The organism is Nonomuraea turcica (genome assembly GCF_030718205.1).
Lineage (GTDB): Bacteria > Actinomycetota > Actinomycetes > Streptosporangiales > Streptosporangiaceae > Nonomuraea.
On record NZ_JAUZQF010000031.1, the window covers coordinates 53,161 to 72,479 of the forward strand.

Consider the following 19,319-nt stretch of genomic DNA (forward strand, 5'->3'; position numbering starts at 1 on the left):
CCGTCGGCAAGCTACGCGTACGGGCCCGTCCCAACCCGGCCACCGGCACGCTGGCGTGCCACGTCAGCAGCTCCAAGGTGGCGGCACGTTCACCCTGGAGCCCGCCTTCGACCTTGACGACATCGACCCCGGCACCACCCGCCTGGTCATCCACTATGGCGGCGAGCTGCCTGCCGAGGCCCGCTCTGGCCGTCAACGCCCCGACCGGCCGGTGATCCACCGCACCACCCGCCTGGTCGACTCCAACGTCATCGACGCGGCCCGGGCCCGCGAAGGCGCCCGCGCTCCGCGCGAACTTGGGCTTGGCGTCGTCTGGCGGCGAGATGCCTGCAGCCGCCACCACCACGCACCGGTCCCCCGCCGCATCGCCAACCAGGTGGCCACCGTCGTGGCCGCGCTGGCCTTGTACTGGCTAGTGGCCCGTCTCTGAACGTTGACCCGGTAATTGATCTCAGCCGGTGGACCCGTAAAGCTGGCTGCTCTGTGGCCTGCGGCAATGCATCTAGCTTGGGGCTCATCCCGCCGACCGGATGGAGAGCCTATGTTGACGCACATGCATGGGCGCTCACCGGCCCGGGTTGCCTGCCTTGGAGCGGGGGTGCGAACGTTGGTCGACAGCAGCGAGCACCTTGTTGTCCTGGTATTGAGTCTGAGTTCCCCGCTCACTGTGACGCCGGCTCTGACTCTGGCTTTCGTGGCTGTGGCTGTGGCTGTGGCTGTGGCTCTGCGAGCCCACGGGCCGCTTGACCTTGATGCCAGGTCGTCGGCCAGGCGGGCCAGGTAGGACGCCGTTGAAGAGGCGCGCGATGGCCACTCCGACGGGACGGTTGCCGACGGTGATGGGGGCGCCGATGACGGTATTGGTCGCGGTATCGATCATCGACACGTTATTCGAGCCGAAGTTGGCTACGTAGGCGCGGGTGCCGTTGGGAGTGATCGCCACCCCGAAGGGCAGCGCGCCGACGGGGATGGTGTCGATGACCGTGTTGGTCGCAGTGTTGATCATCGACACGTTACTCGAGTTGAAGTTGGCTACGTAGGCGCGGGTGCCGTTGGGAGTGATCGCCACCGCGGCGGGCTGGGCGCCGACGGGGATGGTGTCGATGACGGTGTTGGTCGCGGTGTTGATCACCGACACGGTACCCGAGCCGCTGTTGGCCACGTAGGCGAACTGCCGGACCTGAGCGACCGCTGGGGCGGGTACCCCCGTCAGCGGTATCAGCGTGGCCAGGCCGACTGCGATGGCTGCCGCAGCCACGATCGGCCGAACACGAGACCACGACCCGCGCCAACGAGACCGGTCCTGCACTCCGGCATGGCGATTCGCCCTGGCGTTTGCGATCAAATGTGTAAACACGGGTTACCCCCACAGCGACGATGACCAGGGTTCCGTTCTACGCACGCAGGGCGGAGCGCTCGGCACAGCGGCGCGCCGTGTTGGTGGTCGTAACCGATAATTGGCCCCTTCATCGGATTGACGGCATAGTGGTCAATCGGGGAAGGATGGGCGTTGACCCCAACCGCTGGTGACGTGTGCCTAGTGGCCCGTCACGCAACCTTGGACGGGTAACTGGTCCAGCTTCGGATGGGTGAGCTGGCGGCGAAGCTGGTCTTCGGTTGCGCGCGTGCGTTGTGCCAGCGGACGTAGGCACCGATCGCCGCGTTCTGCTCGTCGTGGGTGCGGTGGTCGGTGCCGTTGAGGGCGTAGTAGCGCAGTGCGGCGAACTCGGACTCGATCCAGTTCAACCACGAGCCGTAGTGGGCAGGAACACCAGCTCGATGTCGTTGTCGGCGGCCCAGGAGCGGACCTCGGGGTGCTTGTGCGGCGAGTAGTTGTCCATGATCACGTAGAGCGTCTCGCCGGGCCAGCGGGCGCGCAGCGTCTTGAGGAAGGACAAGAACTCCCGCCACCGCTTGCGCTGGCGGATGCGGTAGTAGAGCTTGCCGGTGGCCAGATCCAGCGCGGCAATCATGTGCATGACGCCGAAGTAGCGGTTGTAGGTAGCCCGCAGCCGGGCCGGGCTTCCGGCAGGCCGCCAGCGTTTGCCCGGGCGTGGCATCAGATTCAGCGGCCCGAACTCATCGACGCAGATCACCCGCCCATCGGCCGGAGGTTGGTCGTATAACTCCAGCACGCGCTGCATCTTCGCGATGAACTGCGGATCGTTGGAGGCCTTCCATGTGGTGGTGCTCTGCCAGGTCACCTTCCCGGCCCGCAGGATGCGCGACAGGTGCTGGCGGCTGATCGAGGTGACGACTCCACGGTCGGCCAGGTGGTCGGCTAGGGTGCGCAGGCTCCAGGTGGAGTGGCCGCTGATGCCCCACTCGGCGGGGACCGTGCGGGCGATGAGGCAGATGTGCTCGCGCGTCTGCTCATTGATCGCCGGTGGACGGCCCCCGCTCCATTTTGGGTCCAGCGCGTCGAACCCCCGCTCGTTGAAGGCGTGGATGACATCGCGCACGTAGTCCTCGCTGACCTGCAGCAATGAGGTGGTGTCCGGCACGCTTTGGCCCTGGCCGGACATCATCACCACGATCGCCCGCCGTAGCTTGACCGGGTCCTTGGCGGTCCGGGTGATGCGCTGTAGTTTGCGGCCCTCCTCCATCGACAAGGGCCGGACGAACACATCCGGTCGGCGAGCCACGACCACCTCCCCAAGAGTTGCAGAGGCAGTCAGCCTGACGGTTTCACTGTCCGAGATCAATTACCGGGTCAACGTTCAGAGACGAGCCACTAGAGCGTTCCGACCTCGACCAGCTTCGCCGCGCCGCCGCCTGCCGCGCCATCCACCGTCATCGCTTGCTGGCCCGCCAGCACGAAGCCATCACCCAGCACGAAGCCGTCCTGGCCGAGATGCGCCTGCGGTTGGCCCGCATGCAGCAGCTGCTGCGTGACAACGAACACGACCCGGTCGGCACCGCGGCGCCGGACGCCGGCTGACCCCGCCCCTTCTTACGGAAGTGACAGATACCGAAGGCCTCGCCGACGCGCGGCGAGGCCGGAAATCGGATTGACCTATAGCCCGGTCAGCTTGAGCCTGACCTGGTAGGAGTAGAAGGTCTCATCGGTCCCGTCGACGAAAGTCTCCTCGATGGCCACCCCGCCCCTGGCCAGCCCAAAGCACGTGAGGCCGTTCGCGATCGCCACGCCCAGGCTGACGCCCGTGCCAGCGGCTGGGGGCGTGACCTCGCGCAGGTCGAAGCCCACGCTGCCGACGGTTCCGACGATCGTGGTCGGGAACTCGAAGTCGGCGGGGTCTCCGTCGCCGCCGGTCACCATCGGGAAGTAGTTGTCGTTGAACCTGGGGAACAGGTTCCCGCCGACCAGGAAGCGGAGCTCATCGCGCCCGTCCCGTTCCGCGGCGTTCAACGAGTCGATGTCGAAAAGCTCCACACGGCACGACGTGGCCATGGCGGCGGCCGGGCTCGCGGTCACAGCCAGCGGCGCTACCAGGCCCACGGCTAGGGCTAATCCGGCGATCAGCTTATGAGATTGCATGCTGCCCTTTTCTGAGTAGTGGGCGCGTGGGGACCTCCCCGATCTGCGGGGAGCACGGTTCCCTGTCCTCGCAGAGTCGCCCTGATGCCTCGCATAAGCAGCGCACAATTACCCGTTGGCCCGGTGCTCTTCGGCATTGCGCGTCCATGGTCCACTATGCAGCTTGGTGCTGGGCGGGCCGCCTCTCGGCCCGGGAGGATCCACCGGCCGAGGTCGTATATGGCCAGCCCGCGCGCGAAGATCGGCCAGCGGCCCAGGCGTTCCAGCAGGGGCCGGTAGGTGACCAGGTCCTGAAGGGCACCCCGTTGGATGAGGTGCGCGAGCAGCGGGTGACCCGCGGCCGCCGCTCCCTGCACCTGATCGGGTCCGAGGTGCGCGAGGCCAAAAGGATCGCTAAGGACCAAGAGCACGATACCGATCTGCGGTGCGGCTGGTATCCCCTGGCCGAGGCGGGCAACCACCGCGCGGCCTGTCTGGCCGGCATCAAGGACAAGACCGGCCGCACCTGGGGCAAGAGCGGCCGGCGCAGCCCTGACCTGCCCACGCGGGAGGAGTTCTACGTTGCCGCTCCCCACGTCGGGCCGGAGAAGCGCAGGCCTGGCTTTTGGACGATGTGGGCCCGAGCGGGGTGACCCCGAAGCTCACCCCACGCGGCACCGCCTTACCGGTTCCCCTGGCCACCCGCTTACCACGCTCGACCTCGGCGGCGCCCTCGGCGCTGGCGAGCCCTTTTGCCCCTGGCACTGTTGAAAGGACCTCGATGCTGTCTCTTTCCGAGCACCTGCCCACGACACTGCGTGACTCGGCTCAGCCGCTCACGGACCAAGATCTGGGGGTGCTCCGCTTCCTTCCCAGCCCGCTCTTCTCCGTCTACAACCGCGACGTCATCCATGCCGAGTTCTGCACCCTCGACGGCAAGTACGGCCAGGTGTGCAAGGCGCTCCGCGAGAGCGGCTTCTACCCGCGCGGTGAGTGGCTGACCGGCAAGGTTTCTACCGGCCCGCGCTACGACACGATCGAGTCCGCCATCCAGGCGGCTCTTGATCAGCTGAGCGCACCCGGGCAGGGCGCCCGATGACCGATACGCAGTCGATCCACTACCAGCACGACACCGATGGCCGGATCTTCTTCATCGAGGGCGGCCACCGCCGTCAGGTCTTGAACAGGCACACCTTTGCCAGCCCGGCGGCGTGCGCCGTGGTGCACGAGCTGAACAACGCCATCGCCTACGGCCGGGTCAACGGCGGCACCTCCACCTACCGAACCGACGGCGGCCACATCTACGTCCGGTACCACCCTCAGGAAGTTGAGGGCGTCGTACCCGTCTACGAGCTGCTGAGTTCGGAGCAGTTGAAGGCCTTGGCCCACGAACTGCACCAGGCCGGGCAGATGGGGGCTTACACGTGACCCGCTACGTCCAGCAGGTCCTGGAGCTCACGCCCTTCTCCACTGAGCGTGGCCAGCGCTGGCGAGACCGCGCGTTCTCCTGGCAGCTGCAGCGGTGCGTGTTCGAGGCGGACCGCTACAGCGTCGAACTGATCGACCGCAAGCCCGCCAAGGAGTTCGTGGTGCGCCACCACTACAGCGGCTCGTGGCCTGCCGTGATCCATCAGATGGGCATGTTCGACCACGCCGAGCCCGGTCAGCCGCGGCTCGTCGGGGTGGCCGCGCTGTCCTACCCGACCAGCAACGCCAGCCTCACCAACGCCTTCCCCGGGCTGGAGGTGGGGGCGCAGAGTCTTGTGCTCGGCCGGTTCGTGCTCCTGGACGACGTGCCGCTCAACGGCGAGAGTGGGCGGTGTTGCGCCGCCTGCAACAACTTGTCGTCCCGTTCTGATCTCAATGAGAGCCGAGGTAGACAGAGTAAGTCCCGGCCCATCGCTGAGGAAGCCGCTTGACGGTTGCATGCGACGCGACAATGATGCGGTCCATGGGCCGAACCCCTTCGTCGTTAACGATGGAGCGTGCCCGGCGGGCACTGCAGACCCCGCTGGGAGCGGCGGCATTCCTGGAGGCGTCCCTCGTTCACCTGAATCTGCCGCAAGCCGTGTTCGAGGCGATGCTGGAGGAGTTCGATCGCCAGCAGGCGGCACGAGGGCTGGCGGTGGACACGCGACGGGGCCGCGAGCGACTGGTCCGGCAATTGCGTGCTTCCTCCGACGCCTGGCCCTGGGAGTGGCTGCCGAGCCACTTCGACGCCTGGAGTGCCGCTCACCTGCGCCAGGGGCGCACGAAGGCCACCTTACGGGGCTACCAGAACGCGATCGTCGCGTTCTGTGCGTTCATCGCCGATCCTCGCTACCGGTGGGGCGAGGTGTGCGAGCGGCTGTTCGGTATGGTGCCGGCGCAGGTGACGCATGATCTGAACCTGATCCGGCATAAGGGCGACTACGAGGGCCGTCCAGAAGCCAACCGCCCTCTGGCCAGGGCTGAACTGGACACCTTCTTCAGTACCGTGAACGCCCGCGCAGAAACCGCCGCGCGGCTGCATCGCAAAGGTGCTGCGACGGCCCACCGCGACGCGGTCATGTTCTTGACGATGCTCGGCTGGGGCACCCGGCGGACCGAGACCGCCTGCCTGGACGTGGACGACTTCCGCCGGAACGCCAAGAGCCCGCAGTTCGGGCAGTACGGCGTGCTGGTGGTGCGCAACGCCAAGAGCTTCCCTGGAGGGCCGCCGCGCCGGCGCAGTGTCCTGACCGCCTTCCCCTGGGCGGCCCAAGCCGTTCAGGACTGGGTGGAACGGGTGCGGTCCGCCTGCTATCCGGAGGTGGAGAGCAAGGTGCTGTTCCCGACGGAACGGCTGAGGCGGATCACCCCTCGGCAGATCAACCTGCGTTTCGCGGCGATCCGGGACGAGGCGGGCTTACCGAACTACCTCAACCCGCACTGCCTGCGCCACTCGTATACCTCTACCAGTTTCGAGATGGGCTGGCCGATGGCTCTGGTGCAAGATCAGTTGGGGCATACACACGTGGCGACCACGGCCGTCTACACGGCCTTGTCCGACGATTTCAAGGACCGGGTGCTATACGACAGTCTCGGCATGAGCTGGGATGACCACAATCCTGCGGGAGGAGCGCGGTGAGCGGGCCGGCCTTTGAGTGGAAGCTGCGCGAGCTGATGGCGATGCGGCAGATGTTCCGCACCACCGACCTGATCGCTCCCCTCGCCGAGCGGGGCATCGAACTGTCACGATCGCAGGTCTATCGTCTGGTCGCCGAGACCCCGGAGCGGGTGACCATCCCGCTGCTGCTGGCGCTGTGCGACATTCTGGGCTGTGGGTTGACTGATCTGGCCGTGCCGGTGGACGCTGCGCAGCAGCGCCCCAGGAAGAGGCCCGCCCGCAAGCAGGTGGTCGGCGATACGGCGTCGCTGCCGCCGACGGCGGTGCCGAAGTCGTTCTTCGACCGGAGGTAGCCCGGTGGACGGACCGTGCGGCGACTGCGGACAGACCAAGAAGATCACGGCAAAGGGCCTGTGCGGCTCCTGCTACGACCGATCCCGGCCGCTGATCACATGCGCCGACTGCGGCGAGAAGCGCCGTCCTGCCAAGAACGTCGACCAGGGAGCGGTGTGCAGCCGCTGCTGGGGGGTGCGCAACCAGGTCACCTGCACCAGGTGCGGCCTCGTCAAGGCCCAGGTCAACCGCGCAAGTCAGCCCGCGCTCTGCGGCGCGTGCTGGACGGCATTGCGGCCCGCGATCGAGTGCGCGGGATGCGGTGCGCGGCGGCAACCGGGGGGCCGCGACGAGCAGGGACGGCACCTGTGTAAGTGGTGCGCCCGCAACCGGCGCGAGAAGATCATCTGTGAGGGCTGCGGCCAGCTGCGGCAGCCACACTCCACGAGCGGTGAAGGCTATCTCTGCTCGAACTGCGGCGCCAAGCGAAGAACGCCGGTGACGTGCGGTGGGTGCGGGCGCACCGGGCCAGTCATCGCCCGAGCCTCCGACGGCTCAGCCCGATGTGGGCGGTGCTGGTCGGCCACGTACCAGGCAGCGTGCGCCGACTGCGGCCGCACGAGGCGCATCGTCGCCAGGACGTCCTCCGGGTTGCCGCTGTGCCACTCTTGCAACCCGCGTCGCCAGGCTCGGCTTACCTGCGGTGGATGCGGCCGCGAGGGGATGCACCAGACGCGCGATGCGCAGGGCAGCCCGCAGTGCGCATCCTGCTGGCGTGCTCAGGAACAGCCATGTACGGGCTGCGGGCAGGTGGCGCTGGTGGCTCTTCGCTGGCTAGCTGGCCCGGTCTGCTGGCCATGCGTGGAGGTCACCCTGGCCAGCCCTGTGCCGTGCTCCTCCTGCCAGAAAAACCGGCCTAACGTCTCCCCTGCCGGAGCGCCGGCGACCTGCCCGCCGTGCGCCGGCCTGCGCTTCGGCTACCAGTGCAGCGACTGCGACCGCTTTGCCCGCCCCTTACGCGGGAACCGATGCCGCCGATGCATCGCCAGCGACGTCGGGCCGCGGCGCGAGACGTCGCTCAACAGCTACCACGAACGTGTCGAGCTCCTGCTCGCCTCCGTGCCGCCGCAGGCCCAGCTTGTTGTCCGCCGCTATATCCGTTGGGCGGTGACTCACCCATTGCAGCGCAAGGTGAGCGACGGAGCCATTGTCACGCCCGAGCTGGCGAGCTGGCCCTTACGGCGGGTCAAGATGGCGGCGAGGTTCGCCACCGCGGTGATCGCTCAAGGCATGACGCTGGCGCAAGTATGCCAGTCCCAGTTGGACGCGTGGGTGATGGAGCTGCCCGGCCGACGGGCGGAACTGCGTGCTTTCGTCAGGTGGGCCGTCGATCACGGCTACATGGCATCTGGCCTGGACGTCCCGCGCGCGAACAGCCGGGATCTTCGCGCGTCAATGGACGACGTCGAACGCCTCGAGCTCGTGCAGCGACTTTTGCGCGTGGAGACGAAAGATCCACCGGCACGTCTTGCCGCTGTGCTGGTCCTGCTGTTCGGTCAGCGGGTCTCTCGCCTGGTCCGGCTTGACGTGAACGCCGTCACCCTCGAGGATGACGGGCGGGTCACCCTGGCTCTTTCCGACACTCCCGTCCGCCTGCGCGAACCGCTGGCCGGCCTGGCCCTGCAGATTGTGGACGCCGCCCGCCGCCGCGGCTCAAGGTGGCTTTTCCCCAGCAGTCAGGGAGCAGATCACCCGCTGTCGTCGGAACGGCTGGCACAGCGCATCCAGCAGGTGGGGCTGAGCCGGGTACTTGAGGCCCGAAACGGTGCTCTGGCCGCGCTGGCCTCGCAACTTCCCCCTGCGCTTCTGGCCGAACAGCTCGGGCTATCCCTGTCCAGGGCGTCGAGCTGGTCCAAAGCCGTCGGCGCGGACCGCAGTTCGTACGTGGGGCTGCGCGGGCGGTAGTCACGGGGCAAGATTCGGCTGTGACCCGCGCCTGATGCTCGCGGTCCCACAGCCGCCCGATCCTTGCCCCCCGATTATCTCGTCCAACTTCCGGCTTGGCCCGACGTCGGGTCAGTCTCAGTGCGGCCAGACAGACGTCCTCAGGGATGCGAACTGTCCCACCATTTGAATCCAGTCAAAGTTGAAGCCGACACCAGCAGCAACATCGTCACGCTCTCCTCCGAGATACACGCCGCTCCCGGCTGATGTCAGATTTTGGCCGTAAAGGCCGCCAACGAATCCCGCGCCACTAACCTCCGCTAGAACAATATGTGTGTCTTCACTCGTGAAGCCTGGCCCGAACCAGCTGTATTGAGCTATCGTCTCTACTCCGTAGAAGGCAGTACCGTGAACCCCTCCTCCTTTCACTCCTCCGCCACCAGCAACAATAGCCCCATAGTAAGGCCCTTCAGTGTTTATGCCAGCAATAACGATGACCTCTGTTTCAATCTCCGCTGGCCCAAAATGGATAAGCGGGAGAGTCCCACTTGCCCACAGGAAGGCCTCAGGGTTGAATTTCGAAGGATTCGCATGCTTGGTGCGATTATTGGTGGCCGCTTCTGCCTGATCCGGTGCCTTGGTGATTTTTCCTTGGATCTCGATTGGGTCCATCTCGATCACCTGGCCTTTCGCCTCAATAAGTGGTGGATCTGACAATTGGCCAGGCCATGACTGCCACTCGCTGGGATCTGACGAGACGGCGGCGATGTTGTTGTCCTCCATGATGCAGCTGGTGCAGTCCTTGGCGCTGACGCTGCCAGCGGCGTAGGTTGCCCTCTCCCCCGGCCAACTCGTGGGGGCGAACGAGCCCGGGGTGGCTCGGTAGCACTGCACGAAGTAGTCGCCGCACCCGTCGCTATGCATGTACATCCACTGGGAGGTGATCATGCTGCGCGCGTCCTGCTCCTTTTTCAGCTCCACCCGGATGGGAACGTGACCGGAAGGGTCGATGGTATTGACAGGATCACCCTCGCCATAGAGGTAGCGGTTGAGGGCTTGGGGACGGTTCACATCAGCTACAACGCTGTCGGGTGCGGTGAAGGAGCCAAGCTCGGGGTCGTAGAACCGGGCGCTGAGGTAGATCAGCCCGTTCTCCTCCTCGCTGTGCTGGCCGAGCCATCGCCGGCTCGTGTCGTCCGCCCGGTTGCCGGGGTGCTCGGCGCCGTAAGGGTGGTAGTTGTACCGCGCGGCCACAGCACCGGTGCTGTCGGTCACCAGGCGGACCGAGCCCAGGCGGTCCTGGAGGGGGTAGGTGACCTTCCCGCTCGGATCGCGCCGGGCGACGAGTTCGTCACCGGCCCAGTAGTAGCGGGTCAGACCGGTGCCTGACTGCTCGAGGTAGCGGCTCAGGTAGTAGGTCGTATCTGCGGGGGTGGTGCGGCGGACCCGCTGGTTGTCGGCGTTGTAGGCCATCGTCGTCGTGGCGGAGGCGGTGGTGATGGTCTGCGGCATGCCGAGCGGCATCCACTCGATGGCCGTTTGCTTTCCTCCGGGATTGGACAGGAGGCGCAGGTTGCCTGCCTCGTCGTAGGCGCGGATATGGCCTGCAGATGTCGAGGTGACCGCATGCGGATGGCGAGGGTCGTCGTAGTGGTGCGTGCCTCCGTTCGGGGAGGCCGTGATGCGGCCGAGCGCGTCATAGGTGAACTTCTGCGGGAGCAGGGAGGACGGGTCGTTTGTGGTGTAGCTGTCGAGGCGGCCGAGGTCGTCGTAGTGGAACGTCTCAAAGGTGACAGGCGGCCCGCCGAGACTCGGATTCATGGTCTGCGCGCCGATGACTCTCGCGTCCACGCCGTGCTGGTAGGTCGCGCTGTAGATGAGCTGCTTCTGGCTAGGGTCCTTGGCCAGTGACTGGCTGTCCAGCCATCCCCGGTCAGGGTTGTAGACGCGCTGTTCATGCAGGCCGTTGCCATAGGTCTGATGGGTTGTCGCTCCACCGGCGTCGTGCTCGATTCCCGTGACATACCCGCCGACGGACCTCAGCCGTCCAGCCGGGTCGTAGGTGTGCTTCACGAGCTCGCCGTCGGGGTTGCCCGGCACCGGGTAGTGGAGATAATCCAGGCGGCCCGCCCGATCGTAGCCGTACCACATCTCCTGGCAGACCGTGTCCACACAATGCCGGTCGCGCTGCACCCGTCCCATCTTGTCGTACCAGAACCGGTCGGAACCGCTGACGACGTTGCCCGTGATGTAGGTGGTCAGGGTCGGCCGGTGCATGCTGAATCCCTGGGGTTGGCCGGTCGCGGGGTCGGTGTCGTAGGCCCAGCTGGCCTTAGCCGTACCGGTGATCGGATGCGTGTCGGTGCGGGCCTGCGGGCGGCCCAGGGTGTCGTAGGTCCACTCGTGGAGGCCGTTGGCGTCGGTCTGCGTCTTGAGGCTCCCGTCCGGATACCAGGTCATCGTTCGGTTTCCCCGGTCGGGATCGGTCATGGAGATCTCGCGACCGGCGTCGTCCCGGGCGATGGTGGTGACCATGCCGGCCGCGTTGGTGATCGTGAGCAGCCGGTCGGATTCGTCGTAGGTGTAGGCCGTGCGCTGGACCTCTGCCTCGCAGTCTGGGCACGGTCGCACGCGTTCGTCCACGGTGACCGTGCGGCCGAAGCCGTCGTGCTTCCAGACGAGCAGGCGCTCGGCCTCGTCGCGCTCTTCCACGGTGCCGACTGTGTAGGAGCGGGACAGACCGCTCGCGGGCGAACCCGGATGAGTTATCCGTAGGGGGCGATGCAGGGAGTCGTAGGTGAGGGTGGTCCATCGAGCGGGTTCGTCCGCTCTCCTGGGCGCGGCGGTGGCGGCCGCCCTGTCGGAAGGCCCGGCGTATCTCGTCTCGGTGATCAAGGATGCCTCAGGGTCGGGGATGACACCCTCGGCGCGGGTTCGATAGGTTCGGCCCAGCCCGTCGAAGAGATCTTCGCGCCAGTGGATACCATCGTCCGGGCTGCCGTCGCTGACCTCGGTGCGGATCCGCTGACGTGCCGTGTCCGGGCCAGAGACCGTGCCCAGGTTGAGATAGCGGGTTGCCACGGTGCCGCCGTCCGGGTTCGTCACGAGGGTGGGCCGCCCGTAGGCGTCGTGATCGAACTGGGTCGTCTGGTTATTGGCGTCGACGGCCGTGGTGATCACACCGAGGCTTTCGTCCCACTTGCTCGTGGCGCAGGCGTGCGCGTCACAGGTTTGCGTCTGGAACAGCGAGCGTTTCGGGTCGAAATTCGCCCACGCAGTCACGCCGGTCGGGCTCCGGCGCCAGAGGGCGTTGCCGACGACGTCGTAGCCGTAGGTGGTCGTGTTCTCCTCTCCCTTCCCCAGATCGCTGATCTCGGTTACAGAGGTCAGGTCGTCGTGCTGTCCCGGCGGAAGCTGCCAGTTGTGCTCGTCATAGCCGAGCAGGCTCTGCGCCTTGGTCATCCAGCCCGAGGGTGCTGCGGGGTCAGGCACTAAGATCGTCCGCTCGTATGGCCGGTTGACGATGTAGTCGGCGACGTTCGGGCGCACCCTGGCTCGGATGCGTCGCTTGATGGGGCCGCTCGACTGTTCCACCAGTTCGGCGTTGCCGTATGCGTCGTAGGTATAGGTGTCCGTCTTCTCCAGACAGGCCGTGGATCGTTCGCATCGTGCGGTGGTGATAGAGCTCGGACGGCATACGTAGGGCGCAGCGGCGCCTGGGGGGTCGTAGGTGGTGGTGACCTTCCTCATCACACCACCATCCGGATGTTCGACCCTCACGCTCGCCGCGCGGGTGCCGCATGCGTCGCCGATCTCGCTGGCGATTACCGTCGTCGCCTCCGGTCGGGAAGCCCGGATCTCGGTGAAGCCTGCGAACTGCCGCCGCGCCTGCGACCAGCGCGCACCGTCATAGGTGAAGCGGACCTCGGCCCGCATCGGCGGTACATATGCGCCATCGGTGACGGTGATGCTCTTGACCACCACCGGCAGCATGCCGGCCGGTAGGTAGGACCGGGCTCCCGGAACCGCCTCGTAGGTCACCGACGTGGCGGCTCCCTGGCCGTTGTCCAGGCTGGTGAGACGGTCGGCGCCGGAGCCGAAGCGGAGAGTTCGCAGGATTCCCGGCTCCGCGCGGACCAGGTCGCCGGATCCGTCGGAATCCGCGTCGAGCTGTTGCCAGGCCCAGGCGTCCGGGCCGGCTACGGCCAGCGAGGGTTCGTTCGCGGGCCGTCGCCAGGGCCGGTTGAGATCACCGGGATTCAGCAGCGTGGTCACCTCCGTCGTGGCCGATGCACCGAGCCCCATTCGGGAGAGGTGGAGAGCGTCCGTGCGGCCGTCGCCGTTCACATCGTCGAGGCGGACGTTGCCGAGGTCCGCTAATCCGGCGGCCGGCTGGCATGGCGCTGCAGCGGGCACGCTGTCCACGCTGGTCCACTCCTCGCCCTGGCGGAGGAACCCGGTTACCACAAGGCACCCGTTCCACAGCTCGCTCCGGCCGAGATCGGTGACACCGTCGCCGTCCAGGTCGATGGCACGCAGCCCATGCGCAGCGGCGGAGGCCAGTGACCGCAGCCTGCGGTGTTGTTCCTCGTGCCAGGTGGCCGCACCGGCGGACAGCAGTGAGCGGATGATGTAGCGCGGCGCGGTCGCGGTGCCGCCCGTTTCCACATGCACGAAGTCGTCCCGGCCGTCCCGGTTGAGATCCGCGGTGCGGAAGGTCCGTGTGTCGGTGCGTGTCAACGGGCCGCCGTCCGAGGCCGTGCCGGAGGTGAAGTAGTCGTGGCGCCCCGCCGACCAGCCATCGGCGCGGGCGAGCAGGTACTCCACACGCACCCCCGAGCCGAGCGGCACGAATCTGACCAGATCCGCCCTGTCATCGCCGTCGAGGCGCCCTGGACGCCATGCCCGGAGGTCGGTGGCGTCAGGCACGTCGTTGCCCGTCAGACAGGCCGTCCCGGTGCAGGACTGGACCACCCAGCCGGAGTCTGTGGCCACCAGCGTGACGATCTGAAGGGCGTCACTGGCACGGTCCGCGAGCACGAGGTCGCTGCGGCCGTCAGGAGCACCCTGGGCGCCGGTGACGTCCATGGCCAGCCATCCGCCCGCGTCTGGGTTGTCCAGCGCCGGTCCGTTCACCTCGGGAAGGATCGAGAAAGGGATCTCCGGCTGGTAGCCGCCACCTGGCTTCGCCGTGAGCACGTACAGCTGGTAGCCGGGGTTGCGATAGTGCACGGCGAACAAGTCCTGCCGGCCGTCGCCGTTGTGGTCGAACGACGACCAGCGATGGTGCGCGGGCGGGGCCACGGGAGACGGTTGCACTCGCAGCTTGAAGCTGGACGGCCTGCCGGCCTGGAGCTCGACCGTTGCGAACAGCAGATCCGCCTGGCCGTCCCCGTTGGCGTCGGCGGCCGAGGTGACGCAGCCCTGAGTCGTGGCGCAGGACGCCACCGGCGTCGCGGACACCTCCTTGGCCTCGGCGAAGGTGCCATCGCCGTTCGATCTCTGCACCCGAGGGGGCTCGCCGGTCAGCAGGTCGGCACGCCCGTCCCCGTCCGCGTCCGCGACGACCACGTTCTTACCTGCGGGAGTTACCTGCGCGAGCGGAACGACAGGGGGGGCCGCCCCCTTCCTCGAGAGCCCGACGAGGACCGCCTGCTCATCCACCAGCACATAGTCCGCGCGGGCATCGCCGTCGACGTCGGCTGGAACAAGATCCCAGGCGTTGACTCCGGGGAACGTGCTCCATGTGGTCGGGGTCGCCTCCCACGAACCCACGGCCCCGTCGGCACCGGTGAAGCCGGTGAGCAATACGAAAGGCCCGGACAACCCTGGCGAGCTGAAGGCCAGCATCACGTCGCTGGTGCGGCTGTTGTCCACATCGCCCAGCGCGAGCGCCGCGAAGGTGAGCGAGGGTACCTGCGCCGGAAGCGGAGCGTCAGTGGTCCCGTAGCCGCCGTCCGGAGCGGAGCGCATGATGCCCACTCGTTGCCCGGTCGTCGCCGTCCCGTAGAGACAGACGATGTCCCCCAGGTGGTCGGCGTTGACGTCGCCGGCGGCGCACCGGCGAGGAACGTCCTCGCCGGTCCACGGCGGGTCAGTGCCCGGCGGCTGCTCGGTGAAGGTGCCGTCCCGGTCGGACAGAAGCCGCCGGACCGCGCCGGTCTTCGTCAGGGTGACCAGGTCATCGGCTCCGTCGCCGTTGAGATCGGTGACGATCCCGCCCGGTTCACAACCGGCACCGGGTGTCTTCACCGTGTCCGCCGAAGTATGGGCCGCCAGCCTGACGTGGACGGTGGAGCAACCCGACAGGAGAACCAGCCAGGATGCGGCGTCCATGCGATAGTCGCCGTCGAAGTCACCGTAGATCGGGCTGGTCCGCAGGTCTTCCGGGCCGAAATCCGGTGGCACCTTGCGGATGTTGCCAGGCAGGGTCGACGACGTCTCCGGATAGGATGCGGCGCCAGGCAGGGTGCTGAGGGTCGTCGCCGCCGGAATCGTGCCCGCTGTCCACTTCGGGGCCGGCTGGCCGGCGCTCCCCGTGGTGAACGTGATCGGCGGAAGCGGCGGTGTGCTCCCGGCAGTCACCACACCGTCCGCCGAGACCGTGGCGTCGGAAGGAAAGTGCTGGACGGTGCGAAGCAGTGAGTTGCCGGTGGTCGGGCTGATCTCGTAGCCGAGCCTGTGGGCAGCGACGAGCTCATCGTCCATGCGCACCTCGATAGTGCGCAGCCGCTGCCGGATCTGGCGCGTGGCCCGCCCGGTCGGGTAGGAGACGACGTCGGGTCGGAGCTCATAGTGGAACCGTATTGCCGCGCCGCTCTTACAGGGGTCCTGACCTGCTCCTCCGCAGTTCTCGGTCTGCGCCGCATACGTGATCAGCGTCACAAGGCACTCGTTCGGGCAGTCCCATTCGAAGCGCACCACATTGCCGTGCGGATCGGTCTGGTCGACCACAGACCACTGGAACGCCTCAGCCCCTGGGCCGTCGGGTTGCGCCGTGTAGCGGATGCGAACCCCGTCGCGGCTCCATCTGCTCCAGCTTTCGCCGTCGAAGACGAAGCGCTCATGTGACTGCACCCTCGTCTCGTGTGTTCCCCCTGTGGCGCAGCCCGGCGTGCAGCGCACCAGTTCCTGCCCATCGAGGAGGAACATGTCGCCGTCGTCATAGCGCGGCAGAGCGCCTCCGGCGCCAGATCGGACGATCGACGAGCCCGCGCGTAGCCGCCAGCCAACCCCGACCTCACCGTTGCCCCGGGCCGAGTCGTAGTCCAGGGCAACGCTGGGCTCCAGCCCATGGAAGGCGGGCACCCGGATGGGGAGCGAATACGTGAAGGAACCGATGGGAGAAACCTGCTCGGCGGCTCCCTCAACCGTGGCAGGCGGCTCTGCCGTACCCAAGGCCGCAGCTTCGCGCGGACCTCGCCCCGATATGCCGACGGGCTCCGTCACCGGGGTGAGAGCAAGCGTGAGCATGAGGAGGCCGAGGGACACGGTCAGAATGCTCCGAACCCTCCTCGGCATGCTCCACCTCCCGGCCCGCTGGCGTGGCGGCTGCTCACCCAGTCCCAGCTTTGCCGGACAACCCGAAGATGGAAAGACGCTGTCCTCTTCTCGCCACGGAACATGAGGAAGGGCGCCGCCTCCGAAGGCGTAGCATGCTTCCACCCCAACAGTTCATGATCGGCACACGCGAATTCGTCATCTACGAATCCATACACTCCACCAGGAGAGCTGGGCCATCGCCGAGACGCTCCGCCTGGCGGCCAGCCTCGGATTGAGGGCCATATTGGCCTACGCCGATCCCGTGGCGAGGGTCGCCGCCGATGGCACGGTCATCATGCCCGGTCACGATGGCGTCGGCTACCGCTCCTGCAACGCCCTCTATCTCGGCCGCACTGCCACGCGGGCGATGTGGCTGATGCCGGACGCCACCACGATCCCCGAGCGGAGCCTGCAAAAGGTCCGCGCCGGCGAACCGTCTGCCGAGCACACCGTCCGCAGGCTCCTCACCGCCGGGGCGACGCCGCGCAGGCCTGACCAGTCCCGGCGTGACTGGGTAACGCACACCCTCGAAGAGGTCGGCGCGGCCAAGATCCGCCATGGCGGCAACCACAAGTTCGCCTGGACGATCGGGCCGCGCCACCAGCGATCCCGCATCACGATTGGCACGCCGATCATCCGCCCCTACCCCCGCCGCGACCGGCGCGCGCCCTCCTCTGCCTCACGCCGCCGTACGGCAGCACCAGGAACGCCGGCACGAACACCGGCTGCGCACCGCTCCGCCTGACGGCATCCGGCGCACGTGCCCGGTCGCGGCCCGCCCTTCCCACCTCACCGGAGCGACTGATGCCGCACGCCACTGTCGCGCTCTGCCGCTGACACGGCAGCCCCACCACAGGCGCTGGGGTGCGGCACTCGGGCCAGTGCGGTGTGTCCCCCTTTCCGGCTTCGCAGCCTGCGGCACGGCGGCGCGCCCCTGCAACCGTCCTCTCGCCCCGCTCCGCAGTGCCTGGTGGGCGAGTTCTGCCTGTTCCAAGATCTTTTGCTGGCGCAAAACATCTTGGAACAGGCAGAAACGGACGGTTGCGGGGCGCTTCGCCGTGCCGCTGACGGCTCATCGCCGGAAGGGGGGAAGCCCCGCCTCCGCGGCCCGGGCCCTAACCACCACCAGGCCTCTTCCGGCAGCCCGTCCACCAGCACAGGAAGGAAAGCTCCCCATGCTGCCTGAGGTGAAGGCGTACTTCGACGCCATCGACAGCCGGAACCACCGCACCGAAACCGACCGCGTGTACAGAGCACATCCGGTTCCGGCATGGGACCACACCGTGTCTCCCGACCAGATCGCTGCCTACTTCGAGGCGGAGGACAAGCACAATGCCGCCTTGCGCGAGCTGGCGCAGGCGCACAAGAAGAAGCAGGCCGAGGCGTACCAGAAGCTGATCGCGTCCGAGGACCCGCTGGTGCGATTTCTGGCCACCGATCCGGAAGTGAAGTCTTACCCCGAGCACGCGGAAGCCGTGCTGAAAGCCCTGCCGATGAGCCGTGAGGAGATGGAGGAGTTCGGCGATCGCCAGGCCTGGTGCGGCGAGTACAGGCGCCTGTTCAGGCGCGCGGAAAAGGCCGGCGTCCTGCCTGCGCCGACCCCGGACCTGGCGGACATCGAGCCGCTGGTGAGCGAGGTCGTGAGCTGCTCCGGCATGAATGAGCGCCGCGTACGCATCGTTGTCAAGAAGCACCTCCCGGGCATCCTCGCCAGTGCCGAGGCCAAGGCCAAGGACGCGCAGCGAGCCCAGGAGGACCTGCCAGCGACCGCGTAAGTGATGGCCAAGGCCGGGGCGGCGGACGGTCGTACGTCCGCCGCCCCGGCCCTAGGCAGCCCGACTCCCCCCGTCGGCGGCGAGTGGTGGACCCTCGCCCGCCTCCCGGGGCAGCGCCGACCACCCGCAAGGAGATCGCCATGGACACGCCCGACCTGCCCACCCCGCTGACCGCACAAGAGCACACCGACCCGCTGCGGAAGCTGACCCGCCAGCTCGCCGGCCACCTCGCCGACCAGCTGCGCATCCACCCTCGCCCACCAGTCGAGCAGATCGTCGGCGGAGGCCTCGCCCGGCTGCGCCAGACCATCAGCACGTATCGCCACGGCACAGCCATAGACGACGCCACCGCCATCCGGCTCGCCATGGACCTGCAGATCGTACGCATCCGCGACGAAGCCTGGCTGGCCGTGCAAGCCGAGCCGGCCGCCATGACGACGATGCTGCTCGACGTGGCCAGGCGCACCCAGCCCGCGTTCCTGGCCCCGGTCGGCTCCCTTCGGGCCTTGGCCGCCTGGTGCCAAGGCGAGCTCGACGTCGCCAAACGTGCTGTCGCTGAAGTCCTGGCGGTCAGTCCCTTCTACTCGATGGCGCAGCTGCTGAAACTGGCGCTGCACGTCGGCGCGCATCCCGAGACGCTTCGAGTGCGCCTACCCCTGCCGGCCGAGCTGGATCTCTTCATGGGGCCGCCCCGACAGGAATGGCTGCAGCATCTGCAGCGGTCCCTGACCGTCTACCTCGATGCCGCAGGGTCGGCGAAGGGCTGACGGGGCAGGGGTTCCAAAAAATCCAACCGCCTGTGAGGAGCGATCAACCATCGACAGCACCTACCCCCGAGGACCGCGGCCGCGGTGTGGATCGGTGGCCAGCACAAGCACCTCATGATGCGCCGGAGTAGAGACCACCTCCGGGAAACGGCCGTTACGCCGCGTCCGGCGGCCCGTCACCGCCCGCCCTGGCCGCCTTCCTCAACGCTGCCTCCGCCGCGATGGGGCCGCCGTCGTCCTCCCACCGTTTCGTCGGTTGCAGCACACCCAGCGCATCCAGGCGCGCCTGCCGCGCCTTCGCAAGCTCGTCCCACGACCCCTCCGGCACAGACACCTCGCCAGCGGCCACAGCAACGCTCGACGGCATCAAAGCGGTGAGCCGCCGCACTTCC

The 19,319-nt window shown here is 67.5% G+C and carries 18 protein-coding genes; 11 read left to right on the plus strand and 7 right to left on the minus strand.

Annotation, left to right across the window (positions count from 1 at the left end; genetic code table 11):
• Positions 1-55: 55 nt before the first annotated feature.
• Positions 56-430, plus strand: coding sequence for a hypothetical protein (locus Q9G87_RS50780; protein WP_305923889.1), 375 nt, complete (start codon positions 56-58; stop codon positions 428-430).
• A gap of 135 nt (positions 431-565) precedes the next feature.
• Here Q9G87_RS50780 and Q9G87_RS50785 read toward each other — a convergent pair whose 3' ends face one another.
• The 5 genes from Q9G87_RS50785 to Q9G87_RS50805 form a co-directional block, all read right to left on the minus strand.
• Complete coding sequence (locus tag Q9G87_RS50785; RefSeq protein WP_305923890.1) at positions 566-1,258, minus strand: YncE family protein; 693 nt, start codon at positions 1,256-1,258, stop codon at positions 566-568.
• A 290-nt stretch (positions 1,259-1,548) separates the two neighbouring features.
• Complete coding sequence (locus Q9G87_RS50790; protein WP_305923891.1) at positions 1,549-1,746, minus strand: hypothetical protein; 198 nt, start codon at positions 1,744-1,746, stop codon at positions 1,549-1,551.
• Positions 1,743-2,645 carry an IS630 family transposase gene (locus tag Q9G87_RS50795; RefSeq protein ID WP_305923892.1) on the minus strand — a complete coding sequence of 301 codons (903 nt, stop codon included), beginning with the start codon at positions 2,643-2,645 and terminating at the stop codon, positions 1,743-1,745. Before Q9G87_RS50795 ends, Q9G87_RS50790 begins: the two co-directional genes overlap by 4 nt.
• Before the next feature lie 89 nt (positions 2,646-2,734).
• Positions 2,735-2,905, minus strand: coding sequence for a hypothetical protein (locus Q9G87_RS50800; protein WP_305923893.1), 171 nt, complete (start codon positions 2,903-2,905; stop codon positions 2,735-2,737).
• 111 nt (positions 2,906-3,016) lie between these two features.
• Positions 3,017-3,499 (minus strand): hypothetical protein, encoded by a 483-nt coding sequence (locus Q9G87_RS50805; RefSeq protein WP_305923894.1) that lies wholly within the window; start codon positions 3,497-3,499, stop codon positions 3,017-3,019.
• A gap of 146 nt (positions 3,500-3,645) precedes the next feature.
• On the opposite strand from Q9G87_RS50805, the gene Q9G87_RS50810 reads away from it, so the two are divergent.
• From Q9G87_RS50810 to Q9G87_RS50840, 7 genes are all read left to right on the plus strand, one after another.
• Entirely contained in the window at positions 3,646-4,131 is a 486-nt protein-coding gene (locus Q9G87_RS50810) for a hypothetical protein (protein WP_305923895.1), read from the plus strand.
• A 128-nt stretch (positions 4,132-4,259) separates the two neighbouring features.
• Positions 4,260-4,577, plus strand: a complete 318-nt coding sequence (locus tag Q9G87_RS50815) for a hypothetical protein (RefSeq protein ID WP_305923896.1) — start codon at positions 4,260-4,262, stop codon at positions 4,575-4,577.
• Complete coding sequence (locus Q9G87_RS50820) at positions 4,574-4,906, plus strand: hypothetical protein (RefSeq protein WP_305923897.1); 333 nt, start codon at positions 4,574-4,576, stop codon at positions 4,904-4,906. Before Q9G87_RS50815 ends, Q9G87_RS50820 begins: the two co-directional genes overlap by 4 nt.
• Positions 4,903-5,397 (plus strand): Mom family adenine methylcarbamoylation protein, encoded by a 495-nt coding sequence (locus tag Q9G87_RS50825; RefSeq protein ID WP_305923898.1) that lies wholly within the window; start codon positions 4,903-4,905, stop codon positions 5,395-5,397. Before Q9G87_RS50820 ends, Q9G87_RS50825 begins: the two co-directional genes overlap by 4 nt.
• Positions 5,398-5,456: 59 nt before the next feature.
• Complete coding sequence (locus tag Q9G87_RS50830) at positions 5,457-6,587, plus strand: tyrosine-type recombinase/integrase (RefSeq protein WP_305923899.1); 1,131 nt, start codon at positions 5,457-5,459, stop codon at positions 6,585-6,587.
• A complete protein-coding gene (locus tag Q9G87_RS50835) occupies positions 6,584-6,919 on the plus strand; it encodes a helix-turn-helix domain-containing protein (protein ID WP_305923900.1) in 336 nt (111 codons plus the stop codon). The genes Q9G87_RS50830 and Q9G87_RS50835 overlap by 4 nt, the downstream gene beginning before the upstream one ends.
• Positions 6,920-7,760: 841 nt before the next feature.
• Positions 7,761-8,864: a hypothetical protein gene (locus Q9G87_RS50840; RefSeq protein WP_305923901.1), complete on the plus strand. Its 1,104-nt coding sequence runs from the start codon at positions 7,761-7,763 to the stop codon at positions 8,862-8,864.
• A 117-nt stretch (positions 8,865-8,981) separates the two neighbouring features.
• Here Q9G87_RS50840 and Q9G87_RS50845 read toward each other — a convergent pair whose 3' ends face one another.
• A complete protein-coding gene (locus Q9G87_RS50845; RefSeq protein WP_305923902.1) occupies positions 8,982-16,334 on the minus strand; it encodes an FG-GAP-like repeat-containing protein in 7,353 nt (2,450 codons plus the stop codon).
• Between the two features lie 313 nt (positions 16,335-16,647).
• Here Q9G87_RS50845 and Q9G87_RS50850 point away from each other — a divergent pair, with 313 nt between their 5' ends.
• The 3 genes from Q9G87_RS50850 to Q9G87_RS50860 all read left to right on the plus strand — a co-directional run bounded on the left by Q9G87_RS50850 (position 16,648) and on the right by Q9G87_RS50860 (position 18,927).
• Positions 16,648-17,130, plus strand: coding sequence for a hypothetical protein (locus Q9G87_RS50850; protein ID WP_305923903.1), 483 nt, complete (start codon positions 16,648-16,650; stop codon positions 17,128-17,130).
• Positions 17,131-17,560: 430 nt separating this feature from the next.
• Positions 17,561-18,160 (plus strand): hypothetical protein, encoded by a 600-nt coding sequence (locus Q9G87_RS50855; protein ID WP_305923904.1) that lies wholly within the window; start codon positions 17,561-17,563, stop codon positions 18,158-18,160.
• A 140-nt stretch (positions 18,161-18,300) separates the two neighbouring features.
• Positions 18,301-18,927 carry a DUF4192 family protein gene (locus Q9G87_RS50860; protein ID WP_305923905.1) on the plus strand — a complete coding sequence of 209 codons (627 nt, stop codon included), beginning with the start codon at positions 18,301-18,303 and terminating at the stop codon, positions 18,925-18,927.
• A 154-nt stretch (positions 18,928-19,081) separates the two neighbouring features.
• On the opposite strand, the gene Q9G87_RS50865 is transcribed toward Q9G87_RS50860, so the two are convergent.
• Positions 19,082-19,255 (minus strand): hypothetical protein, encoded by a 174-nt coding sequence (locus Q9G87_RS50865; protein WP_305923906.1) that lies wholly within the window; start codon positions 19,253-19,255, stop codon positions 19,082-19,084.
• Positions 19,256-19,319: the final 64 nt, after the last annotated feature.